This is a genomic window from Actinoplanes campanulatus, from assembly GCF_014647795.1.
In the GTDB taxonomy this organism is placed as follows: domain Bacteria; phylum Actinomycetota; class Actinomycetes; order Mycobacteriales; family Micromonosporaceae; genus Actinoplanes; species Actinoplanes campanulatus.
Genome location: NZ_BMPW01000018.1, coordinates 145,184 through 165,506 on the forward strand (window position 1 = coordinate 145,184; position 20,323 = coordinate 165,506).

Annotated in this window: 15 protein-coding genes; 8 read left to right on the plus strand and 7 right to left on the minus strand. The window is 70.6% G+C overall.

What is annotated here, in order from left to right:
• Positions 1 to 2 precede the first annotated feature (2 nt).
• Positions 3 to 614: a GNAT family N-acetyltransferase gene (locus IEZ13_RS31130; RefSeq protein ID WP_183224850.1), complete on the plus strand. Its 612-nt coding sequence runs from the start codon at positions 3 to 5 to the stop codon at positions 612 to 614.
• A 14-nt stretch (positions 615 to 628) separates the two neighbouring features.
• Here IEZ13_RS31130 and IEZ13_RS31135 read toward each other — a convergent pair whose 3' ends face one another.
• Positions 629 to 1,183: a hypothetical protein gene (locus IEZ13_RS31135; protein ID WP_183224849.1), complete on the minus strand. Its 555-nt coding sequence runs from the start codon at positions 1,181 to 1,183 to the stop codon at positions 629 to 631.
• A 556-nt stretch (positions 1,184 to 1,739) separates the two neighbouring features.
• On the opposite strand from IEZ13_RS31135, the gene IEZ13_RS31140 reads away from it, so the two are divergent.
• From IEZ13_RS31140 to IEZ13_RS31150, 3 genes are all read left to right on the plus strand, one after another.
• Positions 1,740 to 3,416, plus strand: a complete 1,677-nt coding sequence (locus tag IEZ13_RS31140; RefSeq protein ID WP_183224848.1) for a cellulase family glycosylhydrolase — start codon at positions 1,740 to 1,742, stop codon at positions 3,414 to 3,416.
• 115 nt (positions 3,417 to 3,531) lie between these two features.
• Entirely contained in the window at positions 3,532 to 4,074 is a 543-nt protein-coding gene (locus IEZ13_RS31145) for a SigE family RNA polymerase sigma factor (protein WP_183224847.1), read from the plus strand.
• Positions 4,071 to 5,429: a TolB-like translocation protein gene (locus IEZ13_RS31150; protein ID WP_183224846.1), complete on the plus strand. Its 1,359-nt coding sequence runs from the start codon at positions 4,071 to 4,073 to the stop codon at positions 5,427 to 5,429. Before IEZ13_RS31145 ends, IEZ13_RS31150 begins: the two co-directional genes overlap by 4 nt.
• Before the next feature lie 123 nt (positions 5,430 to 5,552).
• On the opposite strand, the gene IEZ13_RS31155 is transcribed toward IEZ13_RS31150, so the two are convergent.
• The 3 genes from IEZ13_RS31155 to IEZ13_RS31165 form a co-directional block, all read right to left on the minus strand.
• The gene (locus IEZ13_RS31155) at positions 5,553 to 6,188 is read right to left on the minus strand and encodes a LysE family translocator (protein ID WP_183224845.1); all 636 of its coding nucleotides are present in this window, start codon (positions 6,186 to 6,188) and stop codon (positions 5,553 to 5,555) included.
• A gap of 184 nt (positions 6,189 to 6,372) precedes the next feature.
• Positions 6,373 to 9,192 carry a glycoside hydrolase family 3 C-terminal domain-containing protein gene (locus IEZ13_RS31160; protein WP_229795270.1) on the minus strand — a complete coding sequence of 940 codons (2,820 nt, stop codon included), beginning with the start codon at positions 9,190 to 9,192 and terminating at the stop codon, positions 6,373 to 6,375.
• 206 nt (positions 9,193 to 9,398) lie between these two features.
• Complete coding sequence (locus IEZ13_RS31165) at positions 9,399 to 10,604, minus strand: ROK family protein (protein WP_229795272.1); 1,206 nt, start codon at positions 10,602 to 10,604, stop codon at positions 9,399 to 9,401.
• A gap of 210 nt (positions 10,605 to 10,814) precedes the next feature.
• Here IEZ13_RS31165 and IEZ13_RS31170 point away from each other — a divergent pair, with 210 nt between their 5' ends.
• From IEZ13_RS31170 to IEZ13_RS31180, 3 genes are read left to right on the plus strand one after another with little or no spacing between them, the layout of a single operon-like run.
• Entirely contained in the window at positions 10,815 to 12,488 is a 1,674-nt protein-coding gene (locus tag IEZ13_RS31170) for an extracellular solute-binding protein (protein ID WP_183224843.1), read from the plus strand.
• The gene (locus IEZ13_RS31175; RefSeq protein ID WP_183224842.1) at positions 12,485 to 13,483 is read left to right on the plus strand and encodes an ABC transporter permease; all 999 of its coding nucleotides are present in this window, start codon (positions 12,485 to 12,487) and stop codon (positions 13,481 to 13,483) included. The genes IEZ13_RS31170 and IEZ13_RS31175 overlap by 4 nt, the downstream gene beginning before the upstream one ends.
• Entirely contained in the window at positions 13,480 to 14,415 is a 936-nt protein-coding gene (locus IEZ13_RS31180) for a carbohydrate ABC transporter permease (protein ID WP_183224841.1), read from the plus strand. Before IEZ13_RS31175 ends, IEZ13_RS31180 begins: the two co-directional genes overlap by 4 nt.
• Positions 14,416 to 14,516: 101 nt before the next feature.
• Here the strand turns inward: IEZ13_RS31180 and IEZ13_RS31185 are convergent, their stop codons facing one another.
• Positions 14,517 to 15,167, minus strand: a complete 651-nt coding sequence (locus IEZ13_RS31185) for a calcium-binding protein (protein WP_183224840.1) — start codon at positions 15,165 to 15,167, stop codon at positions 14,517 to 14,519.
• 99 nt (positions 15,168 to 15,266) lie between these two features.
• The gene (locus IEZ13_RS31190) at positions 15,267 to 17,429 is read right to left on the minus strand and encodes a glycosyl hydrolase family 95 catalytic domain-containing protein (RefSeq protein WP_183224839.1); all 2,163 of its coding nucleotides are present in this window, start codon (positions 17,427 to 17,429) and stop codon (positions 15,267 to 15,269) included.
• Positions 17,430 to 17,476: 47 nt separating this feature from the next.
• Here IEZ13_RS31190 and IEZ13_RS31195 point away from each other — a divergent pair, with 47 nt between their 5' ends.
• Positions 17,477 to 19,387, plus strand: coding sequence for a beta-galactosidase (locus tag IEZ13_RS31195; RefSeq protein WP_183224838.1), 1,911 nt, complete (start codon positions 17,477 to 17,479; stop codon positions 19,385 to 19,387).
• On the opposite strand, the gene ftrA is transcribed toward IEZ13_RS31195, so the two are convergent.
• Positions 19,371 to 20,315 carry a transcriptional regulator FtrA gene (gene ftrA / locus IEZ13_RS31200; protein WP_183224837.1) on the minus strand — a complete coding sequence of 315 codons (945 nt, stop codon included), beginning with the start codon at positions 20,313 to 20,315 and terminating at the stop codon, positions 19,371 to 19,373. The genes IEZ13_RS31195 and ftrA overlap by 17 nt on opposite strands.
• Positions 20,316 to 20,323: the final 8 nt, after the last annotated feature.

The window sequence follows — 20,323 nt, forward strand, 5'->3', positions numbered from 1 at the left end:
TCATGACCTATGCCATTCAGGAACTCGTGGTCCGGCACGTTTCGCCGCTGGACACCGCCGAGATCACCGGACTCGTGGCAGACGCCATGTGGGACGGCCCAGTCGCGCGTTGGCTCCACCCGGATCCGATGGCACGACGTAGCAACGCCCCCCGATACTTCGAGATCTTCGTCGAGCACGCGGTGCAATACGGGGAGGTGTACGGCACCACCGATGAGACCGGACGGATGGACGGCGTCGCTCTCTGGTTCCCGCTGACCTCCATGATCCCGCCACCGGCTGACTACGACCGCCGGGTGAAGGAGGCCGCGGAGGACGCGACTGACCGCGTTCACCAACTTGACGCCGCTCTCGACGCCGACCATCCGCTGGAGCCGCACCACTATCTCGCTTTCCTGGCCGTGCGCCCGAGCCGGCAGAACCGGGGCGTCGGCAGCGCCCTGCTCGGCCGGCATCACGCCAGGCTCGATCGTGCCGGTATCCCCGCCTACCTGGAGGCGAACGATCCCCGCAACCGTGACCTCTACCTCCGGCACGGATACCGGGTCCGGTCCGTGATCGAACTACCCGACGGACCGCCGCTCTGGGCGATGTGGAGGGAGCCTATGGTCTGACCGGGGCGGCCAAGTCATGCGGCCGCTGGGAACTCGTAAGCCCAGAACTGCTCCTCGTCCATGCGTTTGGCACGCATCGTGCCGCCGGCGAACCGGTTCAGGATCCGCTCGGTGGCGCGGCCCATGTTGCGCTTGACGTCGTTGTACCGGCAGAAGTCGAGGGCGATGATGCCGTTCTGAGCGGCGGCGGTGTTGAACATCGCCTCCATCAGTTCCAGCAGTGCCCGGGATGCGCGGGATGCGCGACCGACCGCGACGAACCCGGCGTACCAGATCCGGCGTTGCCGGTACAGTTCCGGCCAATGCCGTTCAAAGTACTCCGGTGAGATCAGCGGCATCGCGTAAAGATCGTTGCTGAACGTGGCGAGACCGCAGAGGTTGCCCTCCTCATCGAAGCAGACGAACTTTTCCACTCGCGGGTCCGACATGACGTCGTCGAACTCCGACTGGTACATGAGGTGGCGCTGTACCGCCAGTGACCGCATCTCGCCGAGAGCGCTTTCGTAGAGCTCCCAAGCGGCCTTGTGCATGTCGTCGTCGGTGATCTGGTCGAGCACTTTGACAAGCATGGCTGCTCCCCTCCGGGCCCCGTGTCAGCCGGCCCGCTGCATCGTACTTACGAAGGTCGATTGCAGTTGACCATCAGAGTACGAACCGTAATAGGGTTACGACAATGCGTTGCCGAGAATTCGACGTGCCAATTCCAGTTAGGAGGGATGGTTATTGGATGATCTTGTGCAACTTGCAAAGTTGCAGGTAGCAGCGCTGGACAAACCCGCCGGAGTTCTGGTTGGCAATTCTTGCGAGGGTTGCTGGAATCGGTTCTGGAAAGTGCATGATTCCGTGAGTCTGCCTTTCTGCGGAATGCACCGAGTACTAGCCTCCGTGCGATTGGCGTCCTGTTGACGCCTCGCCGCCGGGACTCCCCTTCGACGACGCGGCGGGCACCTCCAGCGAGTCTGCGGACCACCGCCGGGCGAGGAGCGCATCCCCCGCTCGCCCCGGGTGGTCCGCAGTCATGTGTGGACATCGATTGACATAGTTTGGCGTCCATACATAGTCTGCCGAGGTGAAGCGGGAGCGCTCCCAATCCCCGTACTCCCGCGCGTCCTAGCTAGGAGCGTCATGTCGCGACTACTCGGCAGGTTGCTCGCGTTCGCCCTGATCCTCGGTGGGATGGCGTGGGCCGGTCCGGCACAGGCGGCGCCCACCGCCGCCGCGATAACGAAAGCCATGCAACCGGGCTGGAACCTCGGCAACACCCTGGACGCCACCGGCGCCGACGAGACCTCGTGGGGCAACCCGCGCGTCACCCGGGAGCTGCTGAGAGGCATCCGCGCCCAGGGCTTCAAGAGCATCCGCATCCCGGTCACCTGGGGACAGCACCAGGGCCCGGCGCCGGACTACACGATCGATCCCGCCTACCTGGCCCGCGTACAGGAGGTGGTGGGCTGGGCGCTCGACGAGGGCTTCTACGTGATGATCAATAGCCACCACGACTCGTGGCAGTGGATCGCCACCATGCCCACCGACCACGACAACGTGCTGGCCCGCTACAACGCCATCTGGACACAGGTGGCCGGCGCCTTCCGGGACACCTCGCCCAGGCTGCTGCTGGAGAGCGTCAACGAGCCGCAGTTCTGGGGCAGCACCGGTGACACCGAGAACTACGCGCTGCTCGCCGAGCTGAACACGTCCTTCCACCGGATCGTGCGCGGCACCGGCGGCGGCAACGCCAAGCGGCTCCTGGTCCTGCCGACCCTGCACACCAACGCCGACCAGGGCCGCCTCGACGCGCTGGCCGGCGAGTTCACCGCGCTGAACGACCCGAACCTGATCGCTACCGTGCACTACTACGGCTACTGGCCGTTCAGCGTCAACGTGGCCGGCGGCTACCGGTTCGACGCGACCGCCCAGCAGGACCTGCTCGGCACCTTCCAGCGGCTCCGCGACAGCCTGATCAGCAAGGGAATCCCGGTGATCCTGGGCGAATACGGTCTGCTCGGCTTCGACCGGCACACCGGCACCATCGAGCAGGGCGAGAAGCTCAAGTTCTTCGAGCTCTTCGGGCAGCAGGCCCGTGCGTCCGGGGTCACCACGATGCTCTGGGACAACGGCCAGCACTACGACCGTACCGCCGGGGTCTGGCGCGACGCCGAACTGTTCGGCCAGATCTCGTCGAGCTGGCGCACCCGCTCCGGCACCGCGGCGAGCGACCTGGTGTTCGTCCGGCGATCCGCGCCGGTCACCGCGCAGACCATCACGCTCAACCTCAACGGCCTCGGCTTCACCCACGTCCGCCTCGGCGAGACGACGCTGCGGCGCGGCCCCGACTACCAGGTCTCCGGCGATCAGCTCACCCTCACTGCCGGGTTGCTCCAGCGACTGACCAGGACCGAGGGGTACGGAGTGAAGGCGTCGCTGTCACTGCGGTTCTCCCGTGGCGTCCCGTGGCGGCTCGACGTGGTCAGTTCCGACACCCCGCAGCTGGCCGCCGTGACCGGGGAGACCAGCGCGTTCGCGATCCCCACCACGTTCAACGGGGACCGTCTCGCCACCATGACGGCCACCTACGCGGACGGCAGCAACGCCGGGCCGCACGGATGGACGCCGTACAAGGAGTTCGACCGGGCCTTCGCCCCCGACTACCCGGCCGGCACCATCAGGTTGACCCCGGACTTCTTCGCCGAGGTCACCGACGGCGCACCCGTGAACCTGCGGTTCTACCTCTGGAGCGGGGAGACCGTGACGTACCAGGTCACCCGTACCGGAACCGCGGTGAGCGGAACGCTCGCAGGGTGAGAGAACGTCCGGGCGGCGCGGTGGTTGGGCCACCGTCGCGCCGCCCGGCGCTGAAATACCGGCCGCCGGCCCCCAACCATGGGGCCGGCGGCCGGCGTTCTAGAGGATTGTGAATGTGGGAGTCGGCGAGGATCGATATCCGGGCTTCCGGGACTTCGTCTCGGCGCGCGGGCCGGCGCTGTCGCGTGCCGCCTATCTGCTGACCGGCGATCACCACGCCGCCGAGGACCTGGTCCAGTCGGCGCTGGCCCGGGTGCTCCGGCACTGGCGGAAGGTCCGGGACGGCGACCCCGAGGGTTACGTCCGCCGGACCATGTACCACCTTCAGATGTCCTGGTGGCGCCGCCGCCGGGTGCCGGAGCGGCTGGCCGCCGCCCCACCCGATCGGGGCGGTCCGGATCCGCACCGCACCACCGCCCTGCGGATGACCCTGGACCAGGCCCTCGACGGGCTCAGCCCGAGGCAGCGCGCGGTGCTCGTGCTGCGCTTCTACGAAGACATGACCGAGGCGCAGGCGGCCGCGATGCTGGGCTGCTCGGTCGGCACGGTCAAACGGCACACCCACGACGCCCTGGCCCGGCTGCGGACCACGGCGCCACATCTGGTCGACGAGGATCGGCCGGCGCCGGCCGAACGAGCCGTGAGGGGACGGTCGTGACAGCCCGGTTGCGTGGAGCCCTGCGGGAGCGGGCCGACCAGGTCGAGCCCTACGACCTCTACCGCGGCGCGATCGACCTGGCCCGGCGCCGTCGCCGCCGGGGCCGGATCCTCGCCGCGGCGGCCGCCGTCCTGGCCGTCGCGCTGACCGTGATCGTCCCGCTGGACCGGCCGGGCCAGGATCTCCCCGCGGCGCCACCCGGCACGCCGGGCTCCCTGCCGGACGAGGTCGGCGTTCCGCTGTGGGGGACCTCCGAAGTGGAGGCGGAACCGATCGGCGCGGCGAGCGTCGTCTTCGGCGCGCCGGACTGGTGGCCGCTCGGCAGCAAGGGCGACCTGGCCCTGGTCGGTGCGCACGAGGACGTCTACGGCATCTCCCACGATCCCGAGAACTTCCGGTACGCCGGGGAGCATGCCGTGCTGTCCCCGGACGGGACCCGGCTCGCCACGGTCGGCTCGGTGATCGATCTCGGTACCGGCGACCACACGCCCCTGCCCCGCCTCGGCGCCGACCTGGTCGTGCCGCAGGCCTGGTCCCCGGGCGGCCGGTTGCTGGCGGTGACCGCCTACACGACCGACGATGAGATTCTCACGAGCGCCTCCCTGTACCTGGTGGATCCGGGGGCCGGAACCTTCCGGGTGATCAGAGACCTCGACCCGCGAACCGACCGGGACGGCTACACCGTGGCGTTCTCCCGCGACGGGGGGAAGCTGGCATACCAGACCGGCGCGATCGTCGCGGTCACCACGGTGGACGGGCAGTCGATCAGCCGGTTTACCGCGGCCGACGGCAGCCACCTCGCGGGGAAGGGGGCCTGGACCCCGGACGGCGCCGGGCTCACCCTCCTCCGGCAGAGCCGCTGCTGTGACGGCGCCGACTATCCGTCCCGTTGGAAGCTGACCATGGTCGACGCGATCACCGGTGAGGAGCGGTCCGTACCCGCCATCCGCGAGTTGACCGACCTGGTGGCTGTCCGGCTGCTCGGTTGGTCGCGTACCGGGGAGGCGGTGGTGACGGCGTCGCACCCGTTCGCGGGAATCGACGTCGCCGGTTTCGAGACCGGTGGCGCACGTCTCGGGGAGGGGCTCACCGACTACGAGTGGGTCCGCAAGACCGAGGTGTGGGCGGTCAGCCCGTTCACCACCCCGCGCACCCTGCTCACCGGCCCCGACCTGCAGATCCGCTCGGTCGACGTGGCCGACGACGTGATCAGCGGCGGCCTGATCCGAGCCGCCCGTCCCCCGAGCGGCCTGGGCCCGCACCTCCGCAACGCCCTGATCCTCACGGTCGCGGGCCTCCTCGCCCTGCTGGCGATCAGACTGCGGAAAAGGCGGCGGGGCGATCCTCGATCGTGATCAGGGCACGGGGGAGGCGGCCCGGCGGACGCGGGTCGTGGTCAGGGGGCGGTGGAGGCGGCTTGGCGGACGCGGGTCGTGGTCAGGGGGCGGTGGAGGCGGCTCGGCGGACGCGGGTCGTGGTCAGGGCGTGGGGGAGGCGGCGAGGCGGATCCCGATCGTGATCAGGACGGCGCCGGTGACGGCGTCCAGGGCGCGGCGCACCATCGGCCGGGACAGCACCCGGCGCAGAGCCGCGACCAGGTTCGCCACCACGACGAACCAGGCCACCGTCACCGCGACCGCCACCACCGAGAGCAGCAACACGTCGGCGGCGGCGCCGTCCACCGGCGCGAACTGCGGCAGCACCGCCACGAAGAACACGCCGCACTTGGGATTGAGCACATTGGTCACCAGGCCGTCCCGGAACGACGCCCACAGCCGCTTCTCCGGACGCCCACCCGCTGCCGGCTCGATCTCACCGCCGCCGCGCCGGGCCGCGAGCAGAGCGCTCACCCCCAGCCAGAGCAGGTACGCCGCACCGGCCAGCTTCACGACGGTGAACGCCACCGCCGACGCGGCCAGAAGCGCGGCCACCCCCACCGCGGCGGCCACCGACCACACGAACACCCCCGCGGCGACCCCTGCGGCCGCGGCCATCCCATGCCATCGCCCGGCCGCCACCGAACGCCGCACCACCACCGCGAAGTCCGGCCCCGGCGACACCGCCGCCAGCCCGATCACACCCGCGAACGCCAGTGCCTGCCCGAGACCAGTCATCCCCCTATCCTCCTGCGCCTGATTGCTCCGCGGCAATCGTCCAAGGTGGGTGGTGCGGCCTCCCTGTCCGGATCTTGGACGTCTTCCTGCCGTGAGTGGTTGTCGATCGTCCAAGATCGGCGGGGTGATGGGGGTGGCGGCAAGGCGGACGTTGAGTGCGCCGCCGTCCGGTGGGAAGGCGGGGTCAGCGGGTGAAGGTGATGGTGGTGACTGTGGTGTCGGGGGTTGAGTAGAGGACGAACAGGTCGTGGGTGCCGGTTACCGGGGGGATCCGGGTTGAGGCCGTCGTGCTGAGGGTGGCCAGGATCGGGCCGGAGAGCGGGTCGTCGAGGCGGAGGACGATCTCGCCTGGGGTGGGGAGGGCGGCGCGGACCCGGGACGGGCCGGTGGAGCCGAAGTCGACCTGGTCGAAGACCGCCCACGCCCCGGGGCGGTCGCCGCGCAGGGCCTCGCCGGGGTGGTCCGGGACGGCTACGGGTGTCGTTTCCGCGTACCCATCGTTGTCGATGAGATGGAGTGGCGACCAGGGTGAGCGGTCCGGGATGCGCTCGCCGTCGACGCGCAGCGTCCTGGTCAGGCGCCAATCGGTGCTGGACCGGCCCACCGCGATGGTGTGGGTGGCCTCCTCGATCACCCAGCGGGAGCGGGTCACGTCCCAGAACGCCAGTTCGGCGGCGGGCAGCAGGAACTCCACCGTGGACCGCTCGCCGGGTTCGAGCCGGACCTGCCGGTAGCCGCGCAGGCGCCGCAGCGGCTGCTTGACCCGGGAACGCTGCTGACGGGTGTAGAGCTGCACCGTCTCGACGCCGGGCCGGTGTCCGGTATTGATCACATCGACGGTGACCGTGACCTCGCCGTCCAGGCCGATCGACGCCGCGCTGACGCGCAAGTTCTCGTAGCGGAACGAGGTGTACGACAGCCCGTGCCCGAACGGGAACAGCGGCGTGCCCCGGTAGTAGAGGTAGGTGGCGTCGGTGGCGATGATGTCGTAGTCGAGCAGGTCCGGCAGGTCGCCGGCATCGGTGTACCAGGTCTGGGTGAGCCGTCCGGCCGGGTCGACGGGCACACCCGACGGGTCGCTGCCGAAGAGCACGTCGGCGAGGGCCGTCCCGTGTTCCTGGCCGCCGTGCGCCGACCACACGATCGCCGGCAGAAGATCAAGAGCATGACCGATCGCGTACGGGTAGCTGCTGCTCAACGCCAGCACGGTCCGCGGGTTGGCGGCCTGGACGGCGCGCAGCAGATCGTCCTGGGTGCCGGGCAGCGCCAGGTCCCGGCGGTCGGCGGTCTCCCGGCCGGTGACCAGCGGATGGTTGCCGAGCGCCAACACCACCATGTCGGCCCCCGCGGCCACCGTGGCGGCCGCCGCCACCCCGTCGATCAGCAGGTCGACGGTGAAGACGGTGGCGTCCGCGGCCCGATTGGCGCCGGTACGCACGAGCCCGTCCCCGCCGGCCGAAAGGTACCGCCCGCTCTGCACGTGGAACAAAACCACACCGTCGCCGGCCGGCTCGAAGCGGAACGTCTCCCGCACCTCCCAGCCGTTCGGGCCGGGCCGGTCGTTGATCAGCAGGTGGGGTTCGGGGCCGAGCCCGTCGGCGCCGGCGCACCGGCCGTTGACGACAGCCCGCAGCGAGAACGTCTCCTCGCCCCAGTCGAGCACGTCGAACAGCGCGGTGTTCTCGTCCTCAGGCGAGCCGATCCGCAGTGGACCGCCCTCCGGGTCCGCCGACAGCAGGCCCGCCGGGCAGCGCAGCGCCACCCGGTCGGCGCCCTCGTGGAAGAGCACCGCGTCCGCGCCGACCCGCTCGGCCAGGGCGTCGCGCAGTGTCCGGCGGTACGGCGGGGTGCCGCTGTACCAGTCGTCGAAGGTGGTGTCGCCGAGCGGGCCGAGCAGCGCGATCCGCCGGGTGGCCGCCGGGTCGAGGGGGAGCAGGCCGTCGTTGCCGAGCAGCACCACCGAGGCGCGGGCCGCCTCCCGGGCCAGCGTGCGGTGCTCCGGGCAGTCGATCACCTCGGGGCCGGTCTCCCGGTACGGGTCCTCCTCCGGGTTGAACTCGCCGAGCCGTACGCGTACCGAAAGGATGTGCCGAACCGCGGCGTCCACGTCGGACTCGGTGATCAGGCCACGGTCCAGGGCGGTGGTGAACGACTCCTCGGACAGCGGCCCCGGCTCGGTGACACAGTCGATGCCGGAGCGCAGCGCGGCCGCGAACCCGGCGGGATGGTCCTCGAACAGGTTCTGGTCGCCGGCCAGGTTCTGGACCGCGTACGCGTCGCCGACCACCATCACGTCGTCCTCGGCCCAGCCGCGCAGCACCTCGTTGATGAGCGGGCTGAGATGCGTGGGCCGTCCGTTGATCAGGTTGTAGGAGGCCATCACGGCGACCGCGGCGCCGGCGGCCAGGGCCGGGCGGAAGGCGGGCAGCTCGTACTCGTGCAGCACCCGCGGCGGCAGGTTGCTGGAGGTCAGGCACCGGTCGGTCTCGTTGTTGTAGGCCAGGAAGTGCTTCAGCGTGGGGGCGGTGCGCAGCCAGCGGGGGTCGTCGCCGCGCAGCCCGTTCGAGTACGCCGTGCTCAGCACCCCGGTGAGCCAGGGGTCCTCGGCGTACCCCTCCTCGTTGCGGCCCCAGCGTGGGTCGCGCAGCAGGTTGACCACCGGCGCCCAGACGTTGAGGCCGACGTTCTCCGGGTCGCGGTGGTGCATGGCGCGGACCTCGGTGCCGACCGCGGCGCCGACCCGGCGGAGCAGGTCCGGGTCCCAGCTGCTGGCGAGACCGACCGCCTGGGGGAAGGCGGTGGCGACGCCGAGCCACGCGACGCCGTGTAGCGCCTCGGTCCCGGTGCGGAAGGAGGCGACGCCGAGCCGGGGCACGGCGGCCTGGTGCTGGTGCAGCAGGGCGATCTTCTCCGCCAGGTCGAGCCGCTCCAGAAGGTCGGACACCCGCGTGGCGAGCTTCTGCTGCGGGTCGCGAAAGACGATGCGAGAGGGGGATTCGGTCACAACGTGTTCCTTCGGGCCAAGCCGGTCGTCGAAGCGCTTCGACTACGCGGCGAAAGAAGCCTCCGCGAGTGGTTTCGCGAATGTTTCGAACGGAGTTCCCTGAGGCTCGCACCACAGTCACGCCTCGGTCAAGGCGCGCGGGGCATGTTTGGTCATCGATTGTTACGTGCGGGATCCGCCCGGGGTGCGGCCCCGGGCGGATCCGGTCACCGCTTCGCCGGCAGGCTGCCGGTGTCCACCCGGTCCAAGTGGGACACCGCGCCGCCGAGGGCCGCGGCGTGCAGGCCCAGGCTCGACGCGGTCAACCGGACCCCGCCCGCGTCCGGCGCCAGGGTGTTGCGGGTGAGCTCGGCCTCGGCCGCCGGGATCAGCCACTCGGCCAGTGCCGCGTAGTGGTCGCCGAGCACGATGAGCTCGGGATTCACCAGGTTCGCCAGCAGTGCCAGCCCTTGGCCCAGATGGCGGCCGGTGTCGCCCAGGGCGGCCAGCGCTCCCGGGTCGCCGGAGCGGGCCAGCACGGCCACCTGCTCGACGGCCGGCGCCAGGTCGGTCAGCGACTCCGGATCGAAGCCGGGCAGGGCACGCCGGACCAGCGGCTCGACGCCGGCCAGGTCCTGGAGCGTGGGCGAGCCGGCCGTGCCGAGCGCGAAACGGCCGATCTGCCCGGTGAAGCCACGGGAGCCGTGCAGCAGGCGGCCGTCGACCACGATGCCGGCCTCGACCCCGGCCACGCCGGAGACGTACGTGAGATCGAGTTCGACCTGGTGCCCGCCGTAGCGCAGCTCGGCGACGGCGGCCAGGCCGGCGTGGTTGGCCACCGCGACGTCCAGCCCCGGCTGGCGCAGCGATCCGGAGAGCAGGCCGCGCAGGTCGACGTCGGACCAGCCGAGCGGCGGCGAGAGGCGGACCGTGCCGCCGTCGGCGACCAGGCCGGGCACCGCCACGGTCAGGCCGAGCACCTGGCGGCCCTGCTGGCGGACCCGGGTCGCGGCCCGCTGGGCCAGGGCGGCGATCGCGCTGACCGCCCGGCCCGCCCCGGTGGTGGCCGGCTCGCCGTCGAACGCCCGGTGCCACAGCAGCAGTTGGTCGCCCGCGAAGTCGACGGCCAGCGCGGTGAGCCGGTCGGCGGAGACCTGGAGGCCGATCGCCGCGTACGCCGAGCCGTCGAGGGCCAGCGTCGTCCCGGGGCGGCCGATCCGGTTGCTGGTCAGGCCGGACTCGCGCAGCAGCCGCTGCCGGATCAGGTCGCCGGTCAGGCTGGACACGGTCGCCTTGTTGAGCCCGGTCGAGGCGGCGATCGCGGCGCGCGAGCTGGGGCCGTGGGCGCGCAGGTGCCGCAGCACCACGGCCAGGTTGGTGGCACGCACATCGGTGAAGTCGGCCGGTTGTGGATCGGCCCGGGTGGTCTTCACATCAAGCTCCGCTCTCGGCCGGGCGCCTGCTGTCCGCCTGGTCATCTTGCCGCATCACCGCGGTTCGTCGTCTCCCCTGATCGGTGCCCGCCGGATGGGTGCGCTCCCATTTGCTTCTTGTCGGGCCGTCACCGTGTCGGTTAGCTTGTCTTCGATGTACTTAGTTTAGACGCTAACCAAACTAAACCCATAACGGAAGGGTGGTGCGCCGTGGCGAATACGCTTCCGGGCGCGTCGACGAACAGGCGGAACTTCCTGGGGCTGGTCGGCCTCGGCGCGGCCTCGCTCGCCAGCGGCGGGATGCTGTCCGGGTGCAGCAAGGAGCCGGGCACCAGCGGCTCGGCCACCAACGCCGAACAGGCCGCCGGGCTGGTCCCGAAATTCAAGGACTCCACCCTGGTGCAGCCCGATGTCAAGGGCGTGCGGCCGATGGCGGACGGCTACATCAAGTACCCGACCTCGCTGGCCGACGCCGTCTCCGAGAAGGCGATCACCAGCGGCAAGCCGGTCACCGCCAGCACCCCGTGGTGGGGTCCGGCCCCGCCCACCGCCAACAAGCTGGTCGAGGCGGTCAGCGCCGACATGGGTGGCACGATCCAGTTCAGCATCCAGGACGGCAACACCTACGGCGACAAGCTCAACACCATGCTCGGCGCCCGTGACGTGCCCGAGCTGACCTGCATCCCGGGCTGGGAGGTCGACAAGCTGGCCCGGTTCTCCGAGGGCGTGCACGCGATCTTCGAGGATCTGACGCCGCACCTGTCCGGGGACAAGGTGAGCGCCTACCCGCTGCTCGCCGGCCTCGACTCGGTCGCCTGGCAGGAGTCGGTGTGGGGCGGCAAACTGATGGGCGTCCCGTTCCCGGTCGACGCGCCCTTCCCGTCGGTGCTGTTCTACCGCAAGGACGTCGCCGACGAGCGTGGCATCGCGGCGCCGACCACGCTGGACGAGCTCTACGAGTTCGGTAAGAAGTTCACCAACGCCGACAAGGGCGAGTGGGCCTTCGGTGACATCTGGCTCGAGGTGCAGCAGATCTGCGGCGCCGGCGGCTCGGAGAACGGATGGCTCAAGAGCCCCGACGGCAAGGTCGTCCACCGCATGGAGCTTCCGGAGTACAAGCAGGCCGTCGAGTTCATGGCCAAGCTCTACGCCGAGAAGCTGGTCCACCCCGACATCGCCAGTAGCAAGGGCGGTGACGTCACCACCCTCTTCAAGGGCGGCAAGATCTTCATGTACGCCACCGGCGGCGGCTCCTGGAAGGAGACCTGGCGTCCGGCCGTGCAGACCAACCCCAAGTTCAACATGCAGGCCGTCAAGGTCTTCGGCGCGGAGCAGGGCAAGGCGCCGGTCCGCTGGAAGGCCCGTTCGGCGATCATCTGGACCTTCATCAAGAAGGACCTCGGCCAGGAGCGTACGCAGGAGCTGTTGCGCGTGCTGAACTACACCGCGGCGCCGTTCGGCACCAAGGAGTGGGAGCTGCAGAACTACGGCGCCGAGGGAACCCACTTCAAGCGGGACGCCAACGGCACCCCGGTCACCAACGACCTGTGGGTCAAGGAGTTCGCGAACCAGTACATCTTCCTCGGCGGCCGCCCGCCGGTCGTGGTCGGTGGCCCGGACATCCCCACCTACGCCAACGATTTCGTGACCTGGGGCAACGACGCCACGCAGTACCTGGAGAAGAACCCGTGGGAGGGCATCAAGGTCGAGACGCCGAGTTCCCAGGCGGCCCTCGCCAAGCCCACCGAGGACAAGATCACCGACGTGCTGCGCGGCCGCACCCCGCTGAGTGAATACGACAAGATCGTCTCGGACTGGCGGGCCGCCGGTGGCGACGCCGCGCGTGACTTCTACGCCAAGGTCCTGGCTGACAACGGACGATGAGTGCTCCACTGGTCGCCGCCGAGCCGCAGGCCGCGGTGAAGAAGGCGAAGTCGATCTCGCGGCAGCGGCTGTCCTTCGGGCAGCGGCTGCGGCGGGACTGGCCGCTGCTGCTCATGTGCCTGCCGGCGATGCTGTTGCTGCTGGTCTTCCACTACATCCCGGCACTCGGCAACATCATCGCCTTCCAGGACTACAACCCGTTCGTCGGGGACGACCCGCTCGAGGCGTTCCTCTACAGCGAGTGGATCGGGTTCGGGAACTTCGAGTATCTGTTCAAGAACGCGGCGTTCTGGGACTCGGTGATCAACACCCTGTCGATCACCGCGTTCCAGCTGGTGTTCTACTTCCCGATCCCGATCTTCCTGGCCATGCTGCTGAACAGCATCATGTCGCCGCGCATCCGGTCGCTGGTGCAGAGCGTCGTCTACCTGCCGCACTTCTTCAGCTGGGTGCTGGTGGTCTCGCTGTTCCAGATGATGATCGGTGGCGCCGGCCTGCTCGCGCAGACCCTGCGCCACGCCGGCTACACGCCGCCGGACATGATGACCAACCCCGAGACGTTCATGTTCCTGATCACCTCGCAGGCGCTCTGGAAGGACGCCGGCTGGGGCATGATCGTCTTCCTGGCGGCGCTCGTGGCCATCGACACCTCCCTGTACGAGGCGGCCGCCGCCGACGGCGCCGGCCGCTGGCGGCGGATGTGGCACATCACCCTGCCCGGTCTGCGGTCGGTCATCATCCTGCTGCTGATCCTGCGCCTGGGCGACGCGCTCAACGTCGGCTTCGAGCAGTTCGTGCTGCAACGGGAGATGGTCGGACGGGAAGCCGCCGAGGTGGTCGACACCTACGTCTACTACCAGGGCATCGCCGTCCAGCAGTGGGGCGTCGGCGCGGCCGCCGGCCTGTTCAAGGCGGTGGTCGGCATCCTTCTGATCGTGGGCGCCAACAAGCTGGCACACCGGTTCGGCGAGCAAGGGATCTACTCCAAATCATGAGCGCAGACACCGCGATCCGGCCCCGCCGCAACTCGCTCCGCCCGGCGTGGGAGGAGAAACCCACGCTGATCGGCCAGTTCGGCAAGGGCACGATCCTCACCCTCGTGGTGGCGGCCGTGCTGATTCCGCTCTGGACGGTCCTGGTCACCAGCCTCTCGTCGGAGAAGACGATCAACGAGGCCGGCGGCTACGTCTTCATCCCGCGCGAGTTCAACCCGGCCGCGTACGTGGTGATCTTCTCGGGCGGGCAGGTCACCGACGCGATCCTGGTCAGCACGTTCGTCACGATCGTCGGCACGGCCCTCAGCCTGGTCGTCACGGTGCTCGCCGCCTACGGCCTGTCCCGGCCGGGCACCCTGTGGCACCGGTCGATCCTGTTCTACTTCCTGCTGACGTTCCTGATCTACCCCGGCATGATCCCGAGCTACCTGGTGGTCACCGGCCTCGGCCTCAAGGACAACCTGCTCGCCCTGATCCTGCCGACCGCGATCAGCGCCTTCAACCTGGTGGTCCTGCGGGCGTTCTTCATGAGCATCCCCGGCGAGCTGTACGACAGCGCCCGCATCGACGGCGCCGGCGAACTGCGCATCCTGTGGCGGATCGTGCTGCCGCTCTCCAAGGCGGTCACCGCGGTGGTCGGCCTGTTCTACGCGGTCGGCTACTGGAACGCGTTCTTCAACGCGATCCTCTACATCGACCGCAACGACCTGCAACCGGTCCAGCGGGTGCTCCAGCAGTTCATCCTGGCCGGCCAGTCCCCGACCAGCTCGGGCACGGCGGTCGCCATCCCGGGCCTCGGCTCGACGATGCCCCCCAGCCTGGCGATCAAGATGGCCGTCGTGGTGGTGACGATCGTGCCGGCCCTGATCGTCTACCCGTTCATCCAGCGCCACTTCACCAAGGGCGTGATCATCGGCGCGGTCAAGGGCTGATCGGCTCGCTGCCGTCCCGGTGTGCCGGGACGGCAGCGGTTTCGCCGAATCAGACGATCGTCTCGCAGCCGATGAACATGCCGAACGACGCGGAGCAGGTGTCACCGGGAGATGGTGACGTTGCTGCCGCCGTTCAACCGCTCCCTGACGGTGGTGCTCTCCGCCGGCCCCGCGTAGAGCTTGTCGTCGCCCGCGTCGCCGATCAGGTTGTCGATGCCCGTCCCGCCGTAGATGACGTCGTTGCCGGCCGCGCCCCAGAGCGCGTCCCTGCCGGCGCCACCGAGCAGCGTGTCGGCGCTGCGGCCGCCGTAGAGGGCGTCGTCACCGGATCCGCCGTCGATGGCGTTCTTTCCGGAGCCGCCGTAGATCTGATCGGCGCCGGTCCCGCCGGTGACGCTGGTCGGGATGGCGGTCCGGTTCACCAGGCGGTCGTTTCCGGCGCCGAGCGCCGCCCGGACCAGCTTGGGGTTGCTCTTGGTGGTGCACTTGACCTTGGTCTTGTCACCCGAGACGGCCGTGCAACCGGCGCCGGCCTTGATGGCGACGCGGTCGTCGATCGTCACCGTGCGGCCGGACCGGGTGATGATGACGTCGTTCTTGGTGGCCGCGCCGGCGGTGAAGATCACCGTGGTGCCGGAGACCTTCGCGCTCCCGGCGGAGGCGGCGTACGCGGGAGTGGTGGCGTAAGCGGTGGCCGCGATGGTCGCAGCGGTGGCCGCGAGCACGGTGAAACCGCGCCGAAGAAGAATCACGGGAATCCCTGGGAATGAGTGAGAGCCGATCATGATCGGCATCTGGGGATCCTAGAGGCCACCGGTGTCGGGAAGAAGGGCCGAACGGGGGAACCGCTCCTAAAGACCCGCCGCAGGTGCTGTGAACCGCGGAAACGATATTTCGTGCGGGATGTGGGCGGATAGCCGGAGGGCCTGCCGTCCGCCCGGATGGGAGAGCCGTACGACACGGTCGGCCGACGAGGTCAGCACCGTTTCGAGGGAACCCGGCGACCAGGTCAGGTCGACCGTCACCGGGCCTCGGGCGACCAGGCCGCGGATGCTGCCGGTGGGCCAGGCGGACGGCAGCGCCGGGAGCAGGTCGATGTGGGCCACGCCGTCCGGGCCGACATCGCGGCTGCGCAGGAGCATCGCCACCACCAGGGCGGGGAGGCCGCCCGCCAGGTCGACGTTGAACATGTGGTCCCGGTTGTGGGTGGGCACCCGGTTGGGCCGCCAGTATGCCTCGGAGATCCGTTCCAGGGCCGCGTACGCCTCCTCGCCCAGCCCCAGATGTGCCGCCGCGACGCCGAGCAGCGCGAGCCCGTACCCCATCTCGTCGGAGGCCTCGCTCAACCACCACCGCAACCGGGACCGCACGGCCCGCACCGCGGCGGCGCGCAGCGCCGGATCCTCCTCGAACGCCGGATCGCCGCCATAGAGGAACGGGAACAGGTGACTGCAGTGGCGGTGCTCGTGGTTGTCCGGGAAGCGCGGGTCGATCCACTCGGCGAGCTCACCGGCGTCGTTGATCCGGTACGGCGGCAGCGCGGCGAGCAGTCTCCGCCAGCGGCCCTCGTCCGGGTCGGTGATCCCCAGCGTGCGAGTGATCTCCAGCAGCCCCTGGAGCAGGGCGGACACCGCCTGGACATCCAGTGCGGCATCGACCGTGGCCTGGTGCCGGCCGCGGCCGGGATCGTTCTCCGGCGAGTAGGACGGGCTGAACCGGGCCCGCCCGTCGACGATCTCGGCGAACCCCAGGTGGAACTCGGCGACCTCGCGCAGGAACGGCAGCGCCCGGTCGGCCAGGAACGTGCGGTCGCCGGTGTGCTGCCAGTGCTCCAGGTAGAGGCGGCCCAGCCAGGCGGCGCCGGCGGTCCAGAAGGTGAGGCACCAGACCGGGCCGAAGTGGTTCTGCCGCCCGTGCGTGCCGAGGTGGGCGGGTGCGTACAGGCCGGGCAGCCCGTAGAGCCGGCGCGCGTTCTCCCGGAAGTCCTCGCGCAGGCTGTCCAGCAGGTCGAACAGCGGCGGCATCAATTCCGGGACGCCGGTCGGGTGGACCGCCAGCAGGGCGGCCTGGAGGTTGCCGTCGATGGTCCAGCCGCTGCGCCACGGCGGCGACCAGGTGCCGCTCCAGACGCCCTGGAGCGTGGGCGGGCGGGTGCCGGTGCTGCTGATGATCGCGTACCGGCCGGCGTCGAAGAGGTGTTGCGCCCGGATTCCGCCAAGGTCCAGGGAGACCCGTTCGAACAGGTCGCGGTGGATCTCGGCGTGCTCCTTCAGCAGGTCCTCGAAACCGCCGTCGGGCAGCGCGGCGAGGGCCTCGGCGGGTGGGCGCAGGCCGGGCGCCACCCGGGCCACGATCAACACCGATTCGGGGGTACGCCGTACGCGCACCGCCACGGTCCAGCCGTCCGGTGCGCCCGGCCAGCGGGAGCCGCCGAACCGTCCGGTGAGGACCAGGTCGTCACCGAAGTGGTCGACGGTGAACGCGATCGGGCTCTCCGGGACGCCGTCGACCGGGGCGATCCGGACCGTGCCGCCGGTGCCGGTGATCCGGACCGCCAGCACGTCCGCCGACCGGGAGACGACCGCGTCGGCCACCACCCCGGACCACTCCTGCCGCACTACGCCGGTGGTGAAGTCGGTGCCCCGGAGGTAGCCGTCGCCGGGCCGGTCCGGGATGACGGCGATCGTGCCGGCGCCGATGAGTGGATCGATCCAGCGCGTCTCGGCGTACCCCGGATGATCCTGAACGGCGAGGTCGCAGACCGCTCGCGCCGCGTCGCCGAAGCGCCCGGTGGCGAGCATCTCGCGCAGCCGTGGCAGGGCCGCGGCGGTGGCCGGCGCCGGAAGCGGTTCGGTGACCGGCTGGAAGAGGTCCTCGTGGGCGAGGGTGAAGCGCAGCCCGGCGGGGGAGCCGTAGCAGAGCGCGCCCTGCCGCCCGTTGCCGCTGATCAGGGCGTGTTCCCAGTCCTCGGTGGACGTGCTGTCACGGAAGGACGGATTGACTTGGCTCTCCACGAGTGAATACTTTGTTTAGAGGTCAAACTAATGTCAAGGGTGGTGCGATGCTCTTCTTCGGCGGCGACTACAACCCGGAGCAATGGCCGGAGGAGGTCTGGGCGGAGGACGTCGCACTGATGCGGCAGGCCGGGGTGAACATCGCCACGGTCGGCGTGTTCTCCTGGTCGAACCTGGAGCCCGAGCCGGGGCGCTACGAGTTCGGCTGGCTGGACCGGGTGCTGGACCGGCTGCACGAGGGCGGCGTCCGGGTCGCGCTGGCCACCCCGACCGCCTCGCCGCCGCCCTGGTTCACCCTCGCCCACCCGGAGGCCATGCCGGCCGGCGCCGACGGGATCCGGCTCACCCACGGCAGCCGGGACACCTACTGCGTGTCGGCGCCCGCCTACCGGGCCGCGGCGCGGAACATCGCGGAACGCCTGGCCGAGCGGTACGCCCACCATCCGGCGCTGGCCATGTGGCACGTGCACAACGAGTACGGCACCGACTGCCGCTGCGACACCACGGCCGCGGCGTTCCGGGCCTGGCTGGAGAAGAGGCACGGCGACCTGGACGCGCTGAACGAGTCGTGGACCACGGCGTTCTGGAGCCAGCGTTACTCGGGCTGGGCGCAGATCACGCCGCCGCGCGCCACCCAGTACCTGCCGAACCCCGCGCAGGTGCTCGACTTCCGCCGGTTCCTCTCCGACGAGTTGCTCGGGGCGTACGTGGAACAGCGCGACCTGCTGCGCGCCGCCAACCCGGACGTGCCGGTCACCACCAACTTCGTGCAGGGCGGCTGGGTGAGCGTCGACCACGCGCGCTGGGCGGCCGAGGTGGACGTGGTGGCGGTCGACCACTACCCGGACGACGCCGGGCCGGGCGCCGAGGAGGAGACCGCCTTCGCCGGGGACCTGGCCCGCGGCTGGGGCGGCGGATCCTGGCTGCTCATGGAGACCGCGCCGAACCTGATCTACACGCGCGGCCGGATGCACGCCAAGGAGCCGGGGCGGCTCACCCGGCACAGCCTCGGCTACGTGGCCCGGGGATCGCGCGGGGCCATGTACTTCCAGTGGCGCCAGCCGCGCGGCGGGGCGGAGCTGTTCCACTCCGCCCTGGTCCCGCACGCCGGCCCGGACAGCCCGGTCTTCCGGGAGGCGATCGGGCTCGGGCGGACCCTGCGCGGATTGGCGCCCGTCGCCTCAGCTCTTCCGCCGCTCGCGCAGGTGGCCCTGACCTGGGACGCGCCGTCCTGGTGGGCGTTGCAGGCACCGGCCCTGCCGTCCGCCGACATCGACTACCCGGGCGCGGTCCGGCAGGCGCACCGGGCGCTGTTCCGCGCCAAGATCCAGACCGATTTCGTCTTCCCCGGAGTGTCCACCGACCTCGGGTCGTACCGGCTCATCGTGGTGCCGCACCTCTATCTGGTCTCAGACGAGGCGGCGGCCGCCTTCCGGGACTACGTGGCGGCCGGCGGGCATCTGGTGGTGACCTACCTGAGCGGGATCGCCGAACCCGACACCCGGATCCGGCTGGGCGGCTACCCGGGCGCGTTCCGCGAGGTCCTCGGCGTCCGGGTGGTCGAGTGGCATCCGCAGCCCGCCGACGCGACGTTCGCCCTGGACGACGGCACGCCGGTGAGCCGCTGGATCGAACGGGTCGAGACGGCCGGCGCTCTCACCGTCAGCCGCTACGCGGACGGGCCACTGGCCGGGGCGCCCGCTGTCACCCGGCACCGGTACGGGCAGGGCAGCGCCTGGTACGTGTCGACCTGTTTCAGCGACGACGGGTTGCGGGCCCTGCTGACCCGGATCGCCACGGAGGCCGGGGTGGAGCCGGTGCTGCCCGGCCTGCCCGATCAGGTGGAGGCGGTCCGCCGGGGCGACCTCATGTTCCTGTTCAACCACGGGATCACCCCGGTCCGGGTCGGCGAGGTCACCATCCCCGCCGGCGGCGTGCGTTTCATTCCGGCGCGGTGAAGGCCCGCCGGTAGGCCGACGGTGACGTGCGCATCGTCTGTCCGAAGTGGTGACGGTAGGTCACGGCGGTCTCGAAACCGACCGCCGTGGCGATCGCCTCGATCGGGGTCCGGGTCGTCTCCAGCAGTGGCAGGCTGGCGTGCACCCGCCGGTCGATCAGCCAGCGGATCGGCGTGCTCCCGGTCGCGCGGGCGAAATGCCGCAGGTAGGTGCGCTCGGACATGTGCGCGTGCCGGGCCAGCGTGGCGACCGTGATCGGCTCGGCCAGGTTGCCGAGCGCCCAGTCCATGCTGCGGGCCACCCGGGCGTCCTCCGGGTCGGCCGCCACCGGCGCCTCCACGAACTGGGCCTGCCCGCCGTCCCGGTGCGGCTGGACGACCAGCCGGCGGGCCACCGCGTTGGCGATCGACGGGCCGTGGTCGAGGCGGACCACGTGCAGGCAGAGATCCAGGCCGGCGGCGCTGCCCGCGCTGGTCAGCACGTCGCCGTGGTCGATGTAGAGGACGTCGGCGTCGACCTCCACGGCCGGATGGCGCTCCCGGAGGGCGTCCGCGTACCGCCAGTGGGTGGTGGCCCGGCGGCCGTCCAGCAGACCCGCCGCGGCCAGGGCGAACGCGCCCGAGCAGATGGACATGATCCGTGCGCCCCGGGCGTGGGCGGCCCGCAGCGCGGCGATCAGCTCCGGCGAGACGCCGGAGTTGACCCCTGGCACGATCACCGTTTCGGCGGCGGCGAACACGTCCAGCCCGTGCTCGGTGTGCAGGGTCGCGCCGCCGACCACCCGGACCGGGCCGGGCGTCTCGGCGCAGATGGTCAGCTCGTACCACGGCCGGTCGAACTCCGGCCGGGGCAGCCCGAAGACCTCGCTCACGATGCCCAGTTCGAAGACCGACATGCCGTCGTACGCCAGGACCGCCACCGTTCGCATGGCGGGAT